The sequence below is a fragment of the Nesterenkonia suensis genome, from assembly GCF_054782935.1.
Genome location: NZ_BAAGRN010000026.1, coordinates 36,456 through 54,297, shown reverse-complemented (window position 1 = coordinate 54,297; position 17,842 = coordinate 36,456). Strand labels below are relative to the sequence as shown.

The window sequence follows — 17,842 nt, the reverse complement described above, 5'->3', positions numbered from 1 at the left end:
GGCGTGGGCGCCGGTCCGCCGCGCGACCGCCCAGCGCGAGAGCCTCCGGTGCGGGAGCGTCCAGCACGAGAGCGCCGGGCACGCCGGGTCTGACCGGTCTGCCCCGGCGAGGCAGCTCGCCCTGCCCCTGGAGCAGATGACGACCGGGGCGCTGAGCGCGGAGGGGCCGGGAATCGGCGAGGTTCGGCGGAGAGTGTCATGCCCTCCACTGTGGGACGACCCCGGTGGAGGTGACGACCCCACAGCCAGCGCCTGTGGAGAGCTCAGCGTGTCGGCCTGCCGCCCCGGACACTGTGGAGGACGGAACTGGTTCACTCCCAGTGCGGGGGCCGCTGCTCCAGGATCCAACGGTCCCGGGGACTCAGCGCAGAGGTGCTCGCCGCAGGAGTCTTCGCCGAAGGAGCCGGCGCCGCCGCAGCCTTGCCCGCAGCCGAGGTGCCCGCAGCCGAGGTGCCGTTCCTCTTCTCCGTGCCGTCCTCACCGGGGGTATCCCGCTGCGCGGCATCGGCCTGCAGCGAGGCCGACCGGAACGGCTGCGATTCGATCTCCTCCGGCTGCCCGGAGGTCGCCGGTGCGACCACACGGCGTCGACCCCGCCGCCCCCGCTGGCCCGACTGGCCAGACTGGCCGGGTCGGTCCCGCCGACCTCGGGGCTCCTCGGTGCTCACCGGACCCACTTGCCCCGCTCACGCGGCGGAGCCCAGGTGGTGGCCCGGCGGTGTGAGTCCTCATCCTCGGCGTCGGCGGCCCCGCCGAAACGCACGCGGGACCCGGCGCCGTCGCGCGGCATGCGCTCGGCCAGAGCACCGGTGGTGTTCAGGGCGATCCGTCCGTACTCGGCGAACTCAGGCCCCTCGGCCAGCCCCACCTTCTCGGCGACGACCTCAGTGCAGCGGATGGGATCCGAGAACACCTCGATGGTCCACAGCACCAGGTAGTGCCAGCCCAGCGCCTCGAAGTCGGCGGGACGCTGGCGGGATCTCTCACGCACGCTCATCGCCGCATAGCGGTCCGTGCCGTCGGAGACCATCGCCAGCGGGGTCACCGGGGACTGCGGGCTGATCTTCCGCGGGCATGCGGCCAGGTCCAAGGTCCCGCGGAATCCGTCCTCCACCCGGCCGCCGCGGGCGCGGATGCGGTCCACCAGATCCAGCACCAGCGGGTCGGTCAGCGAGCCGGAGGCGGTCGGGTTGTCCACCCCGTGCAGCCCCAGAGCGATCAACCGACGCATCAGCGCCGCCCCGTGCTCCAGGCGTGCGGGGTCGAGGTCCTCAGGCGCCAGGGAGGTCACCACCGTCAGCTCTCCGCGCGCCCGGGTGGTCGCCACGGCGAAGAACTCCTCACCGCGGGGCTCGGAGAGATCACCGAAGTGGTGCACCGCCTCCCCCTTGATGCCGCGGCCGTAGCCCAGGGAGAAGATCACACGGTCCCGCACCAGATGATGGGCGCGCTCCACCGGCGCGACGACGAAGCTCTCGCCGTCGTCGGCTTCGAAGAACGGGCGCGCCCAGGTGTGGTTCGCCAAGTTGACCCGGATCGCGTCGGCCACCCGGCGAGCATGCCACTCAGAGCCGGTGATCACCGCCAGCGAGCGATCCTTGGTGGTGCGCACGTGGTCGAAGACCATGTCCACCACGCGGTTGACCTCCACGGTAGGGGACTCCACCGAGTCCCGCGCCCCGGGCCGGCCCACGGCGTCGCCCAGGTGCTCGACCACCAGACGTCGGCTCTGCCCGGTCAGCTGGGCGGCGTCGGGGAGGCGCTGCAGCTGGCCGTCGTAGAGCGCCTCGGAGAGCAGACCGGTCAGTTCCTGGTCTACCCCGCGGTGCACCCGGCGCAGCCGGTGCTGGGGCAGCACCTCGGCCAGCTGCGCGTAGATCGAGGCGGGCACCTGCTGTTCGGCCTCGCGGGCCACCGGATCGGCGGAGACCTGGAACGGCTTCGGCGTCCCGGAGACCGGGTCTCCGAAGGCGATCACCTGGTCCGCCCGGGAGATGGCCCCCAGCGCGGCCGGCACGGAGAGGGTCTCGGCGTCGAGGAGGATCACCGCGTCGAAGCGCGCCTGCGGCGGGAACTGGTCGGACAGCCCCATCGGGGAGGTGGTCCACACCGGCACCAGCGGTTGGATGAGGGCGTCGTCGACGGCGTCCAGTCCGGCCACAGTGGGTTCGTCATCACGCAGCAGCGTCTTCAGCCGCACGGCGGCCTCGGCGTGGGACTCCACCGCGGACTTCCAGCGCACCGCCAGGGCGTGGGTGAGCCGCTGGGCGCCGGTCTCGATGTGGGCGGCGTCGGCGGCGCGGAACTCGGATTCGATGCCGCGCAGGTTCTCCCCGGTGGTCATCGCCAGGTAGTCGTCTCCGGAGATCATCGCCTCCAACGCGGACTGCCACCAGGCCAGCTCCAGCTCGTCGGCGACCTGCTCGGCGGGGACCTCCCGTTCGGCGAAGTCCTCCATCAGTTCGCGGAAGCCCTGCTCGCGCAGCTGCTCGGTCACCAGAGTCCGCTCGGGCAGAGTCTCCAGCGGCTTCTCATCCTGCGCGAGAGTCTCCACCGTGGAGATCATCTCCTGGGCCGGCATGTCGAGCAGGTCGCGGTCCTCGGCGTCGTCGGGGTCCACCGGGCGCAGCACGGCGACCAGCTTCTCCAGCCGGGTCTGCACGTGCCCGATCGTGTCGGCCAGCCGATCCAGGCTCTTGGGCACTTTGGGCAGGGACTCGTCCTGGGCCTGCCGGGCCCATTCCTCCCGCTCGGACTGCACCTCGATCAGCGAGGAGTGCAGGTCATGGATGGACACTCCGGAGCGCACGTACTCCTTGGCCACACGGCGCAGCCGGGAGCGGGCCATGGAGGTCATCTCCACCCCGTGCTGGCGTCGCCACCAGCCGGGCGCGGTGGCGGCGATGAGGTCGTCGACCGGTTTGGCGTAGACGTCGTGGCTGAACCGTCCCAGGGACTCCTGGACGCGCTGGAAGAGCAGCACCTGGGCGTGCCAGTCGGAGAAGCTCTCCCCCAGCTTCAGCCCGGTCACCGCGGTGGCGACCTCCATCTGGGCCTGGAGCTTCGGCAGCTCCTCGCGCAGGTCCTTCACCAGGGCCATGGCGTCCTCGGTCTCCTGGCGGTTCCGCAGCCGGGCGTTGTACCAGGGGCTGGTGCGGGTCTCCGAGGCGAAGGCTCCCAGCTCGGCGGCACGGCGGAGCTTCACGGTGATCTGGCTACGGTCCACGGTGTTGTCCAGCACCGAGCGCTTCAGCCGCACAGAGGTCGACGGCGCCGGGTTCAGCGAGGTCAGCGCGGCCAGGGCCTGCATCGCCTGGTAGGGCGAGCAGGACCACCGGGCGCGCACGTTGTGCAGGGATCTCACGTGGTCGATCAGCTGGTGGCGTCGGTCGATCAGGCGCTGGTGCAGGGCTCCCAACCGGGGCGGTTCGGCCCGTTCGGCCCGTTTGATGGCGCGGACCATCTGTTCGCGCAGGTCCTGGCCAGTGGCGGAGGCGGGCACGTGCAGCGCCAGGGTCCCCAGGCGGGCGTCCTTGAGGCGGTTGCGGAGCTCCTCGAGGGTGGAGGTCCGTTCGGCCACGACGAGCGTGCGCTTCCCGGACCACGCCAGGGCGGCTGCGGCGTTGATCGCCGTCTGGGTCTGCCCGGTGCCGGGCGGGGCGGAGACCACCAGGGAGGCGCCCGTCTCGATCGCGTCCAGGGTCTCCTGCTGATCCGGGTCGGCGTCGAGGACCAGCGTCTCCTCCCGCGGGTCGCGGGCATCCAGCGGTGCGGTCTCGACGGCGGGGGCCGGGATCTGCTGACCTGTGGCCAGGGCCTGCAGCACCGGGTGCTCCAGGTCCAGGGCTTCGGGGTTCCCCAGATCGGCGAGGTCGGCGAAGGTGGAGATGTAGGTCTGCCGCCACACCTGCAGGGCGTCCACGGAGTCGGCCACCAGGCGGGAGAGCAGGTCCGCGGTGCGCACCGGGTCGAAACGTGCGGTGGCGTAGCCGGTGGCGTGGAAGTCCTCGGGGTCGAGGGGGATGCCGTGTCGGCTGAGCATGTGCCGGGCCAGGGCCGGGTTCAGCCGCGCCGGGGCGGTGAACTGGACTTCGTAGTCGTCGTGCTCCGAGCGCGGGCGCAGGGCCACCGGGACCAGCATCACCGGGGCGGTGAACTGCTCGTCGCCGGCGTCGGTGGTCTCCGTCCAGGAGGCGATTCCGGCGGCGAGGAAGCCGACGTCGATGCCGCGCTCCTCGGCCATCTCACGGATCTTGGTGCGGATGCGCCGGGCGGCCTCCCGGCCGGCGCTGTAGGCGCCGGATTCGTTGAGCAGCGTGGAGAGCCGGGTGCGTCGGCCGGCGAGCAGCTGCATCAGCCCGGAGGAGTTCGCCTCGGTGAGGTCGATGGCGTTGTGCTGCGAGGGGGTGAAGCGCAGCATGGTGTCGTTCTCGGTGCCGGAGTGCCTGGCCTCAACCCAGGCGGTGACCGGATCCCCGTCCGGTCCGATCTGGCTGAGCTCGGAGGTGTCCGCAGACGCCAGGGCATCGGTCTGCGGTTCAGCCTCGGCCGCTGCGCCGCTCTCAGCCTCGGGCAGCGGGACACTCTCCTCAGACGTGGATTCGTCTCTGCTCACTTCTGACCTTCCGGCGGGATCACCTTCACGTGGACGACGATGCTAGATCATTCCCATTCGATGGTGCCTGGGGGCTTCGAGGTGACATCGAGGGTTACCCGATTGATCTCCTGAACCTCGTTGGTGATGCGGTTGGAGATGCGGGCGAGCAGGTCGAAGGGCAGACGAGACCAGTCAGCGGTCATCGCATCCTCGGAGCTGACCGGACGCAGCACCACGGGGTGGCCGTAGGTGCGACCGTCGCCCTGCACACCCACCGAGCGGACATCGGCGAGCAGCACCACCGGCATCTGCCAGACGTCGCCGTCCAGACCTGCCGCGGTGAGCTCTTCGCGGGCGATCGCGTCGGCGCGGCGCAGGATGTCCAGGCGTTCGGCGGTGACCTCGCCGATGATGCGGATGCCCAGCCCCGGCCCCGGGAAGGGGTGGCGCTGGACGATCTCGGCGGGCAGCCCCAACTCGGCCCCCACCGCGCGGACCTCGTCCTTGAAGAGGCTGCGCAGCGGCTCGACGAGCTTGAACTGCATGTCCTCGGGGAGCCCGCCCACATTGTGGTGAGACTTGATGTTGGCCGCCCCCTCGCCGCCGCCGGACTCGACGACGTCGGGGTAGAGGGTCCCCTGGACGAGGAACTCCACCCGGGCTCCCTCGGCGGCGGCCTCCTGCAGCACGGCGGACTCGGCGTCTTCGAAGGCGCGGATGAACTCGCGGCCGATGATCTTGCGCTTCTGCTCCGGGTCGGTCACCCCGGCCAGGGCGCCGAGGAACCGGTCGCGCTCGTCGGCCACGTGCAGCTTCGCTCCGGTGGCGGCGACGAAGTCCCGCTCCACCTGTTCGGCCTCGCCTTGGCGCAGCAGGCCGTGGTCGATGAACACGCAGGTCAGCTGCTCGCCGACGGCCTTCTGGACCAGAGCGGCGGCGACGGCGGAATCCACTCCCCCGGAGAGCCCGCAGATGACGCGGGCGTCGCCGACCTGGTCACGGATCGCGGCGACCTGCTCCTCGACGATGTTGCCGGTGGTCCACTCCGGGGTCAGCCCGGCGCCGTCGTAGAGGAAGTTCTCCAGCACCCGCTGGCCCTGCGGGGAGTGCTTGACCTCGGGGTGCCACTGGACCCCGTAGAGGCGTCGGGTCTCGTCGGCGAAGGCGGCGACCGGGGCGCCGTCGGAGGCCGCGAGGACCTCGAAGCCCTCAGGGGCGGCCTGCACCGAGTCCGAGTGGGACATCCAGGTGGTCTGCACCGTGTCGGTGCCGTCCAGCAGGGAGTGCGGCGCCGTGGTGGAGCGGACCTCCGTCTTGCCGTACTCGCGGTCGCCGGTGCGGGCGACCTCCCCGCCCAGGGCGTGGGCCATGGCTTGGAAGCCGTAGCAGATGCCGAGCACCGGCACTCCGGCCTCGAAGAGCGCGGCTTCGACCGCCGGGGCGCCGTCGGCATAGACGCTGGAGGGGCCGCCGGAGAGGATGACCGCCGAGGGACGGCGGTCGAGGATCTCCTGGGCCGAGAGCGTGTGCGGCACGACCTCGGAGTAGACGCGCGCCTCACGGACGCGGCGGGCGATCAGCTGGGCGTACTGGGCGCCGTAGTCGACCACCAGCACAGTCTGGGCGCTGTGCGTGGGACGTTCGGCGGCGGGGGCGGGGCTCTCAGATGTCACCCGACCATCCTACCGGTTCAGTACCGTCGGACGGCCTCCGGGTTGGCGTCGACGTCGCGGCGCACCTCGGCGGCGATCCGACGCTCCACGATGAAGCTCAGGAACGGCACCACACCGCCGAGCACGATGGTCACCAGCCGGGAGAAGCGCCAGTTCATCAGGAACCACAGCCGGAAGCCGGCGATGACGTAGACGACGTAGATCCACCCGTGGATCACCGCGGTCCAGTAGGAGATGCCGGTGCCGTCGACCACGGACTCCTGGGGGTGGAATCCGAGGGTGTTCGCCGCACCGTCGGCGGTGGTGCCTCCGGCGTAGAGCTCGTAGCCGAAGCCGTAGTCCATGATCATCTTGGCGACCAGGATCAGCAGCATGATGCCGGTGGTGAAGGCGAAGATCTTGTAGAAGGTCAGCGAGCCGTTGATCTGCTGCATCGTGCCCTGGAAGCGGCGCTTCTGCGGGCGCCGGGGCGCCGCGGGCACCTCAGCGGCCTCCGGCACCGCGGGCACCTCGGGGGCGGCGTGGTGGTGGGATCGGGTGTTCTCGGTCATCGTGCGTCCTTCTCGTCCAGCTGGCGTGTCGCCTCGTCGGTGGCGGTCTGTTCGGCCTGCTCAGGGCTCTGCCCAGCCTCGACGGCGGCCAGGTATTCGTGACGCCATCGGCTCTGCCATTCGGCGTCGAGGGCGGCGGCCTCCTGCTCCTTCTCGTGGGCATCCTTGACCAGGCGCCACCACAGGTAGAACGCGAAACCGGCGAAGACCACCCATTCCACGGCGTAGAAGAGGTTCAGCCAGTTCACCGAGGAGCCTTCGGGCTGGGGGCCGACCCAGACCGGCTCCAAGGGGGAGGCCTGGGCGTCCGCCCCGACGTCCTCGCCGTCTGCATCGACGACGTCGAAGGCCACCAGGAAGCCGGAGTAGCCGGGCTGGTCCCAGACGTTGATGAGCTCGGCCGGCGAGAGGCTGGAGAAGATGTGGGGGGCTTCGCGCTCCCCCGGCACGGGTGCCTCCGGGGGCAGCAGGCGGCCGGTCAGCTCAAGCTGCCCGGCGGGCAGGGGGTCGACGGCGTCGACGGCGTCGGTCCAGCCGCGCACCACCGGGATCACCTCTCCGTCCGGGGCGCCGTCGACGGCGAAGGCGCCCACGGCCCACCAGCCGTTCTCCCCGTCCTGGAGGCGCTCGTCGATGAGCACCTGGGTCTGGTCGACGAATTCGCCGGAGAGGGTGACGACGCGGTCCGCTTGCTCCAGGGTCATCGGCTGCTCGGGGGCGTAGATCTCGGTGAACGGGACCGGCTCCTCGGTGATCTCCTGTGAAGGGGCCTCTTCTGCGCGGGACTGGCCGAACTGCCAGGCGCTGAGCACCACGAAGGCGGTGGCCAGAATCAGGGCCAGGGCGAGCATCGCCATCCACTTGGGCTGCAGCGCGGTCTTGAGCACCGCACCAGGATACGCGTGACAGCTCGGCGACGCCCCTCGGGCCACCGAATATTTCTACGTGCGGTAGAAGAAACTCCTGGTCGTCACGAGGACGACGTCGATTGGTGACCAGTGCCACGCTGGTGTCAGTATGGACCCATGATGCGCTTGGATCACGTCTCTTATGCGGTCGGCCCGGATGGCATGGACGCCACGGTCGAGAGGATCGTCCATGAGCTGGGCGTGGAACGAGTCAAGGGTGGCATCCACCCGCGCTTCGGCACACGCAGCTCGATCATCCCGCTGCGGAACCGCCAGTACCTCGAGATCGTCGAGGTCCTCGACCACCCCTCGGCTGACAAGGCCCCTTTCGGTCAGGCCGTCCGCAACCGCTCTCAGGTGGGCGGCGGATGGATGGGCTGGTGCGTCACCGTCGACGACCTCTCCCCCTTCGAGGAGCGCCTGGGCCGCAAGTCCGTGCCGGGCAACCGGAAGTTCCCGGACGGTCAGGAGCTCACCTGGCAGCAGATCGGCATCAAGGGGCTCATCGCGGACCCCCAGGTCCCCTATCTGCTCCGCTGGGATGCGGGCACTGAGGATCTGCACCCCTCCCAGGCCTACCCGCCGCAGGCGGAGCTGGTGCGGCTCTCCATCGCCGGCTCCCCGGATCGGGTGGCGGACTGGCTGGCCTGCCCCAACGGGGATCCCTTCCAGGACGTCGCCGTGGACTGGGTGGCCCCCTCCGGGACTCCGGGACTGATGTCAGTGACCTTCCGCACCCCCAAGGGCGACGTCACCATCTGAGCCGGTCCCTGCGCCCGGGCCGGGTGCGCCGTTCAGGCGGCGTCGGCGCCCTGGTGCAGGGCGTGTGCCAGCACCGTCTGGGCTGCCTGCTCGGCCCCGTCGGCGACGGGCTCCCCCGGTCCGGCGGGTGCCTTGCGGTCCGCGCCCCACAGTCTGGCCTGCATGGATTCCAGGGCTGTGGTGAGCTGGGCGCGCAGCCTGTCGATGTCGTGCGGCCCCTCCACCTCCTGGTGCAGCCCCCAGCCGAGATCCGCGATGCGTTCGGCGCGGGTGCGCAGCGCGCGGACCTGTTCGGCCCGCAGCTTCCGGCGGGGTCGGCGGGCGGCACCGCGCAGCGGTGCGTCGGCTCCGGGTCCTTCGGTGAGCCAGAGGGTCGGCACGGCAGCCGGCGCCCAGGTGTGCAGCGCCCGGTATCCCGGGACGGCGACGGCGGCGACGGTCCGAGCCAGCAGCGCGGGGGTGACCCCGCCGGTGAGCTGCTCGACGCCGACGGATCCGCGCCGGCCCACCGGGCTGTCCAGCAGCGTCACGGTCCACTCCGGGTGGCGTGCGGCATACCACTCCAGCGCGAGGTCCTCGGCGGCCGCGGCGGTGTCCGGGCTCAGCCCGGCCAGGTCCAGCACCACGGTGCGCGGCGCGGCGCTGGGTGCTGAGTAGGGCGCAGTCTGCGCGCGTCCTTCGGCCTGCAGCACGGCGGCGTCCAGCAGCGGGGGCACGGAGGGGGTCCTTGCGGTGTGCGCGCCGCCGCTGTCCTTGTGTCGGCCTCGGCCGATGTCGCCGGGGAGCAGCTCGCCGAGCACCACGGTGTGGTCGATGGCTCGGTGCAGCAGGCGTTGGGCGCGTCGACCGTGCCGGTCGAGCGCGGAGACGATCTCCACATGCGGCAGTCGGTGGGCCCGGTGCAGCCGGTTCAGCGTCCACCCGGGGATGTCTCCGTCGATGACGAGCGCGTCCGGGCCGAAGCTGGAGATGAGCCGGTCCAGGCGGGGCAGGAGGTAGTCCTCCTCCCAGGTCTCGGGGTCCATGTTCATCGTGCGGGCGGATCCGATGCGCACCACGGGGATGCTCGGCGCCTGCGGTCCCGGGGCCTCGGTGGCCGCCAGGGTGGCCATCATGACGTCGGCCTGCCCGGTGAGGTGTACGGCGAGGCGGGTGAGGCGACGCACGGTTCCGGTGACGGCGTCGTCATCGCTGAGCAGCAGCACACGGGGACGGTGGTGCGGCATGGTGTGTCCCTTCCTCTCGGCGGGTGGGCGTCCGGCGCCGACTCAGAGGCGTTCGATGTCCTCGGAGGTCGTCGCCCCGCGGGTGTCGAAGACCAGCTCCGCGGCTTCTGCGACGGCCTCGAGGTCATAGGCGGTGTGCGGCTGCAGGATCACCACGATGTCGGCTGCCGCGAGCGCCTCGTCGAGGTCGGGCACCCGTTGCAGAGTGCCGCCGTCGACGTGCCAGGTCTCCACGTAGGGGTCGTGGAACTGGACGTGGGCCTTCTTCTCGGCGAGCACTTCGGCCACCGGGACCGCCGGGGATTCGCGCTGGTCGGCGATGTCGGGCTTGTAGGTGACTCCGAGCAGCAGGATCGTGGAGCCGTTGAGCGGTTTGCCGACCTCGTTGAGTGCCTCGCTGATCCGGCCGACCACGTACCGGGGCATGGAGTTGTTGATCTCCTGGGCCAGCTCCACGAAGCGGAACTGGTAGCCGAGGGTCTTGCGCACCTGGAAGCTCAGGTAGTTCGGGTCGATGGGGATGCAGTGGCCGCCGACCCCGGGGCCGGGGGTGAACTTCTGGAAGCCGAAGGGTTTGGTCGCCGCGCCCCGGATGACCTCCCAGATGTCGATGTCGAGGTCGTGGCAGAACCGGGCCATCTCGTTGACCAGCGCGATGTTGACGTGCCGGTAGGTGTTCTCCAGCAGCTTCGCGGTCTCGGCCTCCTTGGTGCCTGATACCGGCACCACCTCGTCGATGAAGCGGGCGTAGAACTGCGACGCCGACTGGGTCGCCTCGTCGGTCAGTCCGCCGACCAGCTTCGGTGTGTTGGTGATTCCGTAGCGGGTGGATCCGGGGTCCACGCGTTCCGGGGAGTAGGCCAGCAGGAAGTCCTGGCCGTGGGTCAGCCCGGAGGTCTCCAGGATCGGCAGGACCACGCCGTCGGTGGTGCCGGGGTAGGTGGTGGACTCCAGGATCACGGTGGTCCCGGGGCTCAGATGGGCGGCGATGGTGCGCACCGAGGCTTCGACAGCACGCAGGTCCGGCCCCCCGTCCTCGCTGAGCGGGGTGGGCACGCAGATCACGATCACCGAGGCTGCGGCCAGGTCGGCAGGGTCGGTGCTGGCGCGGAATCCCTGGCTCAGCATCGTGGCGACGTCGGAGTCGCTGAGGTCATCGACGTGCGAGACGCCGGCGTTCAGCTGGGCCACCAGCGGTTCGGAGACGTCGAAGCCCACTGTGGGGATCCCGGCGGCCGCTGCGGCCTGGGCCAGGGGAAGGCCCACATATCCCTGCCCGACGATCACGGCGGGGCGGTCCTGGGCTGGTGCTCCCCCTTCCTGGGGCAGTGCGCCGGCGGGAGTGTTCGATGCGTCTGTCACGTCAGTCCTTCGGTCTGGTGGCGTCCTCGCGGGGACGATGACACTCTATCGGTCCAGCGGGGATCCCAGAGAGCATCAGTTTCGAATCGAGCCGTGAGGACTACTCACATCTACAAGATCGGTCCCCGCGCAGCTCACCCTGAGCAACCCCCTTCACGAGCTCTTGAGACCCTATGTGAAGCGCCTGTGAGTTGTGGTTGATCAGGCCAGGACTGGCTGCCCCTCTCATGACTGACAACCAGTTCGCTGCTCAGCTCTGAAACGAAGACGTTCTAGTGAGCTCCTGAAAGCTGCGCCCCTGGGAACTCGCGACCCCTCAGCCCTCACCAGCGAGTCACCCCCTGGTGCAACGACGCCTGCGATTCACGTCTTGACCGCGCGACGAAAGCTCGCTGGCCTGCACGGAGGATCACCACATTGGCATCCAGGCTGCCTGACCCACTTCCCCACGTACCGCGCCAAATTGCCATGCGTGCGAAACGACGAATTGCATCTCCGAGCTCTTCCAAAGAATTACCGGTGACTTCTGCTGCCACAAGGACCGCCGACTCGAGGGGTAGCTCAACAGCGGAGGCATCCATAAACCCGCTCCCTTCCCTATATCCGGTGATCCTGTATTCTAAGGAAGGACATCAGGGCAGCTGAAGGGGCCTCAATGCAGACAGAAGTCGGACCTTCGACCGAGGGCGGATCATCCTCCCAGAAGTCGACTCGTGGCGCTAGCCAAGAGCCCAGGTGGCCACTAGGGTTCGAACCCTATGTTGTGAAGACGATGTTCGGAAGCCAGCGTCTTTCCGCCGGAACGATCGCCCTGGAGGCCTGGCGTCGTGGCCTGTCCGTAGATTTCACGAGCGCCAACCGCACCAGGGTGAGGATAGGCGACGGCCAAAGTGCCGTGGAGTTCAATGGCTCTCGACCGTCGCTGACGACGGCCGAGGCAATCCGTATTGCCAACCGCAAGGATGAGGCTCTTGCTTCGTTTCGAGCCGCTTCAGTGCCAGTGCCACTCTCCCAGGCACTTCCTCCCACCGCTGGCACTGAAGAAGTGATCTCGCTAGCGAGCAAACATCATCAGTGGCCAGTAGTGCTTAAACCGGCCGGCGGCAGCCTAGGTCGCGACGTATATGTAAACATTCACACTCACGATGAGCTCCGAGAGTGTTACCGTCGAATGCAAAAGGGGCCGCGAGGGCGCACAATCCTCCTTGAAGACCACATCGCAGGCGAGGATTACCGCATCTATGTCATCGGCAATAGAGCCGTGGGGGTTGTGCGCAGAATTCCCGCCCATGTTGTCGGCGATGGCAATCGCACTATACGACAGCTCATCATCGCCAAGAACCGACATCGCCGCCTCAATCCGTTCCTCTCCAAGGGACTCATCCGGCTCGACTCCGAGTCGGAAAGGGTGCTCGCGCGGCAAGGCATGGGCTTTGGGGACACCCCCGTCGAGGGGGCACATATACAACTCAGAGACAACGCGAACGCCAGTGCCGGCGGCGACGTCGAAGGAGTCACCGAAGACCTACCGAAGACCGTCCTGGACTCAGCTGTCGCAGCGGTCGCAGCTATCCCAGGCCTGATCGCGGCAGGCGTCGATATCCTCTATGATCGAAGCACGGGAAACTTCGCGGCGATTGAGATCAATTCTCGGCCTCACATTGGCGTCAACATGTACCCAAGCATGGGCGAGGGACAGAATGTTCCCTCCGCTATCATTGATCATTTTTTCCCGAATTTGCCGCCATCACCTCCAGAGGCAATGAAACTGTCGCTGAATATTGGTGAAATAGTTTCCCCATTGATGTCAGGCGGAGCCGAAGCGGTCACGGTGGCGACACTGCCTCAACATAAGTACCCATCCCGCCTTACCTACACCCTCACAGGCGACCCAACGATTACCAGCCAACAGAATCGCCGTCTTGTCAACGCGGCAAGGAGGCTTGGAGTCTCTGGAGGACTCAATCATACTGGCAGCCGTGTTCAATTAATCGCCGCTGGATCGAATCGCGATGTAAAGACTTTTGCATCTAAGGCGAAGAATATATTGAATTGCACCTTCCGCAATAGAAAGGAATGGGAGGGAGTCGTATATCAAGGATTTCACGTCGACGACAAAACTTCGTTCAGTCTCCCTAAGACGTCATCCTGATCGGGGATGGCCGCTAGTCAGATCGGCGCAACACAGGAGATAGGACCGCTCATAATACGGCCCGATCGTATGGATACTCCACGGAGTATCCGCGGCAACCTCCACCAACTCTACGGACTCGAAGAGCCTCCTCCTCCATCTTATTCGGCAAAGTGGTGCTCGAGGACTGCGCCGGCCATGTCTCGGGGCTGTCCCTCCACGGGGAACTCGGTCATCGGCATGGGCGCGGTCTCCACTTCGGTGACCACGTGGCTCTCGGCCGTCGGTGGTTCGGTGATGGAGGTCGCGATGAGGTCCACTCCCAGGCACTCCACCCCGGGGATCGCTTCCACGGCTTGCTGGGCGATCTCGGCGAATCCCGGATGGATGGTGTCGGTGACGTCGATGCTGTCACCTCCGCTGGCGAGGTTGGAGACACGGCGAAGGGTCACTCGGGCGCCCTCGGCCGGGACGTCCTGCAGGGTCATCCCGGAGGCGGTGAGTTCTTCGAGCGATTCCGGGGAGTCGGGGATCGGGTAGCTGTGGAGCATCGGATGCCCGGCGCGGCGTCTGTTCTTGGCCTCGATCAGCGCGCGGATCGTCGACGAGCCATCACCCACGACGGACGCTCGACGGCGCATCGTCACGGAGACGAGGCGGCCGCCGACCACGAAGCACCGGTAGTCCTCCCCGGAGAAGTGCTGTTCCACCAGGGCCAGCTGCCGCTGCGTTGATCTTCCGTAGGCTTCGAAGGCCCGATCCCAGGCCTGATGGAACTCGTCCTCCGTGCGGATCTCGGTGGTGACTCCACGCCCCCGGGAGAGTCTGGTCGGTTTGATGACAACGGGTCGGTCACATGCCTGTGCCCAGTGCCAGGCCTGCTGCCGCTCGTCGCGGATGAATGTGCGGGATTCGGGCACGCTGACCCCGGCCTCAGCGAGAAGCTGCCTGCTGAGGTGTTTGGTGTCCGCGAGGTATCCTCCGGCATGGCTGGTGGAGGGTCCGAGCATGTTGTAGAAGATGACCGGGCCCTGCCCCGGCGGTTCGACGACGATCACGTACCGGCTCAGCCGACGGTACGGCAGGCCACGGCGGATGACGGCATGCTCCATCACCGCGCTCTTCTGATGGATGCCTTGTTCCTCACAGGTCGCGAGGTGTGCCGCCAGGCCGTCCATCAGGAGGCCTCCTCGTCTGGGACCGTTCTCGATGACGCCTCGTAGATGACCCGGTTGGCCAGCAGCATGGCCGGGTCGACGAGGGGGCGCGCGGAGTCCTCGGGGTCGAGCGCCAAGGGAATCTCTGTGCAGGCGCCCAGGATGGCATCGGCACCCTGTTCTGCCAGCCGGGCGGTGACCTGGGCCAGAGAGGCCCGCAAATCCGGGCTGAGGTGTCCTGATTTCACCGCGTAGATGGCGTCCATGACGATGCGTTGGTCTGCGGCGTCGGGGATCACCGGTTCGATGCCGACCGCGTGCAGACCGTCCTGGTACAGCTGGGCGGTCAGCGTGGCGTCGGTGGCCAGCATCCCCACGCTGTGCACATGAGGGAGGGACCCTAGGTGTTCAGCCGCAGAGTCGATGATGCTCAGATATTCCAGGTCGACATGGCGCCGCACCTCGGGAAGAAACGCGTGAGCACCGTTGCAGGTGACCACGTAGAAGTCTGCCCCGGCGTCGGCGAGCTTCTGCGCGCCCTGGATGAGTGCGGGCACCGGGTCTTCTCCGTCACCGGTGAGCGCCAGGGAGCGGTCAGGGACTCCGGGGTCAGCCCAGATCACCACACGCAGATGTTCTTGGTCTGTGCTCGCCGGGGTGGCTGCAATGAGCTTGCTGTAGAAGTCGGCCGTGGCCGCGGGTCCCATCCCGCCGAGGATGCCGACCACGGGGGCGCGCTGCGGTGTTCTCATCGATCGGCACCTCTCTGCTGGATCGTCACGGTCTGCGGTCGTTCGTCCATGAACCCCCGGGTCACGGCGAGTCCGGAGAAGCCGGCGAGCAGTTCAGGTGGTGCTTCGACCCACCCTGTGGCCTCGGCGTCGCTGATCCCGTCTGTTGTCAGCGCTGCACCCTGTCCGGCGAACCATCGGGTCATCGTCTCCACCGTCTCTCGCGGAGCGCGGAGACCGGTGAGGGTCACTCGTGCAGGCAGGCCGGCGGTTCTGCGCTGTGCAGGATCCTCCGGCCGACCGAGGTCGCCCGGTTGGGGTGCGTCGCGGGCGGCATGGTCCACCATCTTCCGGGCGATGAACTCGCTCCATTCAGGGGGACGGCGTCCCCCGATGAGCGTGATCCTGGGGCTGGATGAGACCACCACCGCCCTGCGGGTCGAGCGGGTGGGATCACCTGACATGATGTGGACGACTCCGTGGGCGGCGCGGGGCTGGGCCGTCAGGGTGCGTTCAGCGAGCGAGATGAGACTGGGGTGAATCAGCTCGCCGCTCAGCCCCGGGCGAGCGATCTCCCCCTCCCAGCGACGCCCCCGGATACGCGCCACGGAGACTACGCGCCCCCCGATCAGGATGAACTGGTGCTGCTGTCCTGTGGCACGTTGCTCCACGAGAAACCGTGTTCCCCGGGGCACCGTGGTGTTCCACCGGGTGATCTCTTCGCGCAGCGCGTCGTCTGTGGTCGATGACTTCAGAGTGACGCGGCCAGCGCCGCGCAGGAGGGGCTTGACGAGGGCGCCGTTGGGGAGCTGGCTTCCGAAGGAGATGGCTTCGTCGATCTCGTCGAAGCTGAAGGTCCGGGATTCCGGCACCGGGATCTGGTGATCGACCAGATGGCGTTTACGCATCAGCCGGTTCTCGGCGACGCGGTCTGCCGCACGGGAAGTCTCTTGGGAGAGCGCTCCGTTGAAGCCCACCAGGTGAGGCGACTGCGCTGTACCAGCCACGAAGGTGCGAGACCCTACCCGGGTGGTGGTCATTCCTCGGGCCAGCGATTCAGCCTCCAGGAGCAGGCTGCCGCGGACTCCGGGTCGCAGGCTCTGGATGTCCGGGGACGCCAGGAACTCGGGATCAGTCATGGGCTGCCTCCGCCGCCGAGGGGTCCGCGCAGGGTGTGAGCCGGACGCTGTCCGGTCTCTGCGCCTGCGTCACGGAGTACATCGCGGCGGCCAGCGCCCCGATGCGTTCGCTGTCTCCGTCCAGGATGATCGAGACTGCCTGGTCCTCGACCGAGGGCTGCTCGACATCGATGTCCACTGCCCGGGCATGGTGCATGACCCACTCACACGTGCCCTCGGCGTCGCGGATGCCCTCGATGTGCATCGTCATCCGGGACGTGGGCCGTGGCGGAGACAGGCGAAGTCCCTGTGCCTCAGCTGTCAGCTCCACGAGCTGCTCGGCGACAGGCTGCGGGTTCCCGAACATGGGCACCGCATTGGCCATCAGCGCGGGGGTGGTGTTGATCTCGCAGATGCCTCCCTCTTGTTCGGCGAGGGAGAGCCGATGGTCGGGCAGCAGGAAGTCCACGCCGGCCTGGTTGAGCCCGGGAATGGAGTCAACGGCCCGGACGGCAGCCTCCAGGATGCTCGGGTGGGTTTCGTCCAGGACTTCAGTGGAGTCTCCTCCACGGGAGATGTTCGCCGCCGAGGCCAGGGTGACGGTCGTCCCTACTTCAGGGACGGCGTCCCAGGTGAGTCCGGCGCGTTCGAGCTGGTGATCGGCGACGTCGTCGGCTTGGATGAGGCGGCGCCGGGTGTGGGGATTCTGACGCCGCACGAGGTTCTTCTCCAGGACCAGCTCTGCGATGGTGCGGCGACCGTCGCCGGTGATGGAGGCGGGACGCCGCATGATCACCGACAGCACCTTCCCATGCGCGACATAGATCCGGTAGTCCTGCCCCGGGACGTGCCGCTCGACGATGAACCGTCCACCGGACTCCCCCAGCTGTCGGACGGCTCGTCTGACCCCTGCCGGGTCAGTGATTCCGGCGACGACGCCCACCCCGCCTTTGCCGGCGAGCGGCTTGACGACGACGGGGTACCCGATGGACTCCGCATAGACGAGCGCTTCGTCTGTCGCCTCTGCGCGGAAGGCCTCTCCAGGAGGAACCGGTGCTGATGCTTGCTGCAGGAAGTGCCGGGTGAGCTGTTTGTCGCCAGTGAAGTATCCCGACACCGGCGAGGACGCTTCGGAGAGGGACAACCCGAAGGTCATCTCCCGGCCGTGGATGTCCCTCGCTGTGAAGTCCCGGGAGCCGCGCCGGATGGTCTCAAGGCCCCTGGACACCGCAACCTGCTGCAGACGCTGGTTCGCCTCGGCGAGCTTGGGAAACGCGTCATAGACGGCCATGTCGTAGGTGTTGGCGACCCGCCCTTCGGGGTCCGTCAGCGGATCAGGACGCGGCCACCAGCTGGCCTCGATGACGCGTGGCTGGATCCGGAGATGCTCTGCGAAGACCTTGTCGCGCTCCACTGCCGGATCCAAGCGGCCGGCGAGCTGGGCGGCAGCATGATCGACGGCCTGCACGGCCGCCTCCTGGAACAGGGGATCAGAAACATGTCTGTGGAGGCTTCTCCGGAGTTCACGCATACGCCGGTCGCCCCATCGCGTCAATGGCCGAGGCAACTGTCGCGTCGCGCAGATCTCACGTCCCGAGAGGGCTTCTCCCATGGCCTGCGCCCTCT

13 protein-coding genes are annotated in these 17,842 nt (G+C 68.1%); 2 read left to right on the top strand and 11 right to left on the bottom strand.

The features are described 5' to 3' along the window. Positions 1–311 precede the first annotated feature (311 nt). From ACYVKI_RS14175 to ACYVKI_RS14155, 5 genes are all read right to left on the bottom strand, one after another. Positions 312–668 (bottom strand): hypothetical protein, encoded by a 357-nt coding sequence (locus tag ACYVKI_RS14175; RefSeq protein WP_460691013.1) that lies wholly within the window; start codon positions 666–668, stop codon positions 312–314. Then, positions 665–4,615 carry a DUF4011 domain-containing protein gene (locus tag ACYVKI_RS14170; protein ID WP_460691012.1) on the bottom strand — a complete coding sequence of 1,317 codons (3,951 nt, stop codon included), beginning with the start codon at positions 4,613–4,615 and terminating at the stop codon, positions 665–667. The genes ACYVKI_RS14175 and ACYVKI_RS14170 overlap by 4 nt, the downstream gene beginning before the upstream one ends. A gap of 47 nt (positions 4,616–4,662) precedes the next feature. Further along, the gene (gene guaA / locus ACYVKI_RS14165) at positions 4,663–6,213 is read right to left on the bottom strand and encodes a glutamine-hydrolyzing GMP synthase (protein WP_460691059.1); all 1,551 of its coding nucleotides are present in this window, start codon (positions 6,211–6,213) and stop codon (positions 4,663–4,665) included. Between the two features lie 74 nt (positions 6,214–6,287). After that, entirely contained in the window at positions 6,288–6,821 is a 534-nt protein-coding gene (locus tag ACYVKI_RS14160; protein WP_460691011.1) for a DUF3817 domain-containing protein, read from the bottom strand. Then, positions 6,818–7,708, bottom strand: coding sequence for an SURF1 family protein (locus tag ACYVKI_RS14155; protein ID WP_460691010.1), 891 nt, complete (start codon positions 7,706–7,708; stop codon positions 6,818–6,820). Before ACYVKI_RS14155 ends, ACYVKI_RS14160 begins: the two co-directional genes overlap by 4 nt. Positions 7,709–7,846: 138 nt before the next feature. Between ACYVKI_RS14155 and ACYVKI_RS14150 the strand changes: the two genes are divergently transcribed. After that, positions 7,847–8,491: a VOC family protein gene (locus ACYVKI_RS14150; RefSeq protein WP_460691009.1), complete on the top strand. Its 645-nt coding sequence runs from the start codon at positions 7,847–7,849 to the stop codon at positions 8,489–8,491. 32 nt (positions 8,492–8,523) lie between these two features. Here the strand turns inward: ACYVKI_RS14150 and ACYVKI_RS14145 are convergent, their stop codons facing one another. Together ACYVKI_RS14145 and ACYVKI_RS14140 are read right to left on the bottom strand one after the other, a co-directional pair. Beyond that, positions 8,524–9,717, bottom strand: a complete 1,194-nt coding sequence (locus ACYVKI_RS14145; RefSeq protein ID WP_460691008.1) for a hypothetical protein — start codon at positions 9,715–9,717, stop codon at positions 8,524–8,526. A 42-nt stretch (positions 9,718–9,759) separates the two neighbouring features. Next, on the bottom strand, positions 9,760–11,004 hold the full coding sequence (locus ACYVKI_RS14140) for a nucleotide sugar dehydrogenase (RefSeq protein ID WP_460691058.1): 1,245 nt from the start codon (positions 11,002–11,004) through the stop codon (positions 9,760–9,762). Positions 11,005–11,842: 838 nt separating this feature from the next. On the opposite strand from ACYVKI_RS14140, the gene ACYVKI_RS14135 reads away from it, so the two are divergent. Continuing rightward, positions 11,843–13,231 (top strand): hypothetical protein, encoded by a 1,389-nt coding sequence (locus tag ACYVKI_RS14135; protein ID WP_460691007.1) that lies wholly within the window; start codon positions 11,843–11,845, stop codon positions 13,229–13,231. A 140-nt stretch (positions 13,232–13,371) separates the two neighbouring features. On the opposite strand, the gene ACYVKI_RS14130 is transcribed toward ACYVKI_RS14135, so the two are convergent. Genes ACYVKI_RS14130 through ACYVKI_RS14115 form a run of 4 tightly spaced genes read right to left on the bottom strand, consistent with a single transcriptional unit; the run spans position 13,372 to position 17,684 of the window. After that, positions 13,372–14,388 carry an ATP-binding protein gene (locus ACYVKI_RS14130; RefSeq protein WP_460691006.1) on the bottom strand — a complete coding sequence of 339 codons (1,017 nt, stop codon included), beginning with the start codon at positions 14,386–14,388 and terminating at the stop codon, positions 13,372–13,374. Next, positions 14,388–15,119: a cysteate racemase gene (gene cuyB, locus ACYVKI_RS14125; RefSeq protein WP_460691005.1), complete on the bottom strand. Its 732-nt coding sequence runs from the start codon at positions 15,117–15,119 to the stop codon at positions 14,388–14,390. The genes ACYVKI_RS14130 and cuyB overlap by 1 nt, the downstream gene beginning before the upstream one ends. Next, positions 15,116–16,237, bottom strand: a complete 1,122-nt coding sequence (locus ACYVKI_RS14120) for a hypothetical protein (protein WP_460691004.1) — start codon at positions 16,235–16,237, stop codon at positions 15,116–15,118. Before ACYVKI_RS14120 ends, cuyB begins: the two co-directional genes overlap by 4 nt. Then, entirely contained in the window at positions 16,230–17,684 is a 1,455-nt protein-coding gene (locus ACYVKI_RS14115; protein WP_460691003.1) for an ATP-binding protein, read from the bottom strand. Before ACYVKI_RS14115 ends, ACYVKI_RS14120 begins: the two co-directional genes overlap by 8 nt. Positions 17,685–17,842 lie beyond the last annotated feature (158 nt).